We start from the raw sequence: 1,561 nt of genomic DNA, 5'->3' as shown, positions 1-1,561 counted from the left end.
GCCCTCGCGCCGCAGCCGTTCGACCCGCGCGACGTTCGGCCGCGACCAGGAGCTGCGGCGCCGGCGCGGGCTGAAGCGCTGGCAGTAGGTGGACTCGTCGCGGCGGCGGGCCGTGCCGTCGATCCACCCGTAGCACAGCGCCTCCTGGAGGGCCTGCTCGTAGGTGAGGCCGGTGGGGTCGTTCGTGCCCTTCTTGGCCAGGACGAGCCAGGCCTCGGTCATGGAGTCGTGGTGGCCGTTCAGCCAGCTCCGCCATGCGGCGGCGTCCGCGAGGATCATCATGCGTCCCATCCTCCCGGTCAAAGTGCTCATCAATTGAGCACTTATCAGCGGTGCCGGCCGAGGATCTCGCGTACGAGGTCGCGCAGCCACACGTGCGCGGGGTCCACGTCGTAGCGGGGATGCCACGCCTGCGACAGCGTCATCTCCGGCAACGCGAACGGGATCGGGAACGTCGCCAGCCCCAGAGCCTCCACCAGCGGCCGGGTCAGCCGCTCCGGCGTCATCCCCACCAGGTCGGACTGCCGCACCACCAGCAGCGACGCCTCGAACGTCGGCACGGAGCCCGCGATCCGGCGCGTCAGCCCCATGCCGGCCAGGATCTCGTCCACCGGGCCCTCGTCGCGGCCCCGCCGGGTGGCGATCACGTGCTCGGCCGCCGCCAGCCGCTCCGCCGTGACCGGCCCGTCAAGCAGCGGATGCCCGGGCCGGACGACGCCCACCGCCCGGTCCACCATGATCGGCTCGACGCCGTGCTGGTCGCCGTGCTGGTGCCGCGCGCGCCTCGCGTGGCGGCGACCCCGCTGGACCTGCCGGGGACGGTGCTGCTCACGGCCGCGTCCGTGGCGCTGCTGGCGGGGGTCATCGAGGGGCCCGAGGCCGGGTGGGGGAGCGGGCTCGTGCTGTCGGCGTTCGGCGTGGCGGCCGTGCTGTTCTGCGTCTTCGTCGGGCACCAGCTCCGCGCGCCGCGGCCGCTGCTCGACCCCCGGCTGTTCGCGCTGCCGCGGCTGCGGGCGGGGACGGTGGGCGTGGCGGTGACGTTCTTCGGGCTGTTCGCGATGTTCTTCGTCAACGCCCGCTTCCTGCAGGAGGTCAAGGGCTTCTCGCCGCTGGTCACCGGCGTGGCCATCGTGCCGCTCGTCATCCCCATGATCGTCCTGTCGCGGCTGTCGGGCCGCCTGCCCGCGCGGCCCGCCGTACCGGCCGGGCTGGCGGGGATCGTGGCGGGGCTGGTGTTGCTGTCGTTCGCGGACGCGGCCATGCCGTACCCGGTGTACGCGGCCGGCCTGGCCGTCATGGGGGCGGCCATGGGGGTGTGCCTGCCGGTGCTCTCGCACGAGATCATGGCGGCGCTGCCGCGCGAGCGGGCCGGGCTCGGCTCCGGGCTCAACAGCGCCACCCGCGAGCTCGGCAGCGCGGTCGGGGTCGCCGTCATGGGCACGGTGATGGCCACGTACGGGATGAGCGCCGGCTACCGCGTCGTGGCGGCCGTGGTCCTGGCCGGCGGCCCGCTCGTCACCTGGTGGCGCGGGCGGGACCGAGACCCGGCCCGCCGCGGGGT

At 74.6% G+C, this 1,561-nt stretch carries 3 protein-coding genes; 1 reads left to right on the top strand and 2 read right to left on the bottom strand.

Features of this window, described 5'->3' with window-relative positions; all coding sequences use genetic code 11:
* On the bottom strand, nt 1-282 hold a 282-nt coding region (locus ACWDX9_RS63140), incomplete at its 3' end, for a YdeI/OmpD-associated family protein (protein ID WP_449973422.1).
* A gap of 44 nt (nt 283-326) precedes the next feature.
* Nucleotides 327-722, bottom strand: a complete 396-nt coding sequence (locus tag ACWDX9_RS63135; RefSeq protein WP_449973421.1) for a LysR substrate-binding domain-containing protein — start codon at nt 720-722, stop codon at nt 327-329.
* Between ACWDX9_RS63135 and ACWDX9_RS63130 the strand changes: the two genes are divergently transcribed.
* Nucleotides 699-1,561: MFS transporter (locus tag ACWDX9_RS63130; protein ID WP_449973420.1), on the top strand; the 863-nt coding region annotated here is incomplete at its 3' end. The genes ACWDX9_RS63135 and ACWDX9_RS63130 overlap by 24 nt on opposite strands.

The sequence above is a fragment of the Nonomuraea sp. NPDC003201 genome (assembly GCF_053590415.1).
The sequence above is the reverse complement of the archived record's forward strand: the minus strand, read 5'-3'. Positions and strand labels throughout refer to the sequence as shown.